1 pseudogene is annotated in these 950 nt (G+C 72.6%); it reads left to right on the top strand.

The annotated features are described in order from the left end of the window. Positions 1 to 264: 264 nt before the first annotated feature. Positions 265 to 950: pseudogene (locus AX685_RS07435) on the top strand (polysaccharide deacetylase); the annotation flags it as partial.

Raw genomic sequence — 950 nt, 5'->3', positions numbered from 1 at the left:
GTCCAGCACGCCCGCTGCCGCCGCTGCGGCTGCGACCTGACGCGGCTGCCGACACTGCGGCGCTGGTACCGGTCCGGCTGGCTGGGCGGATCGTGACGGGCCGGATCATGACGAAGAATTAAGGCGGTGCCCAGCGGCATTCCATCGCGCTAGGGTTAGGCCGGCGACCGTCGGCACATGGCCGGCAGCAGACGAACCGGGGTATCATGAACCGCATCGCTTCCCGCCGCGCCGCCGGCACCGACCGGCCGCAGGGCTGACGCCATGGCCGCACCGATCTTCTTCGATCCGACCGGCCGGCGCAGCCGCCGGTCGAAGCGTGTCCTGGCCGCGCTGCTGGCCATCGTCGTGCTGGCGGCGGTGCTGTTCGCGACCACGCTGCTGTCGATGTCGCCGCGCCGCGACATCGCGCTGCCGTTGCCGCAACCGCGCGCCGCCGCCGCGCGCGGCGCGGTGAAGCCGCACGGTCTGGCGCGCTGGCTGCCGCTGCGCGCGGCGAAGGATCCGCACACCCCGCTCAGCATCGGTTTCTACGTCCCCGGCGACGACACCAGCATCGCCTCGCTCCGCCGGCACGTCGGCTCGCTCGACTGGGTCGTGCCCGCGCTGATCAGCGTCAGCGGCCCGCGCCACCAGGTCTCGGTCGAGGAGGACGCCCCGTTCGACCGGATGATCGCCGCCATGCCGCGCCCGCCCAAGGTGCTGCCGATGGTGCAGAATTTCGGGGCGTCCGAATGGGACGGCGCGAGCGCCGCGGCGCTGCTGCGCGATCCTGCGCAGCGCGACGATTTCGCGCGCAAGCTGGCGCTGATGGTCAAGCAGCGCCGCCAGGGCGGCGTGGTGATGGATTTCGAGGCGCTTCCCGAGGGCGCGATGCGCGACTATCTGGCGTTCCTGCGCACGCTGAAGACCGCGCTGCCCGCGGGCACCGAACTGGCGGTCACCGTCCC

Source organism: Sphingomonas sp. CCH9-F2 (genome assembly GCF_001556735.1).
GTDB classification, from domain to species: Bacteria; Pseudomonadota; Alphaproteobacteria; order Sphingomonadales; family Sphingomonadaceae; genus Sphingomonas; species Sphingomonas ginsenosidimutans.
Note: the sequence above shows the minus strand (reverse complement) of the source record. Positions and strands in the feature narration are given on the sequence as shown.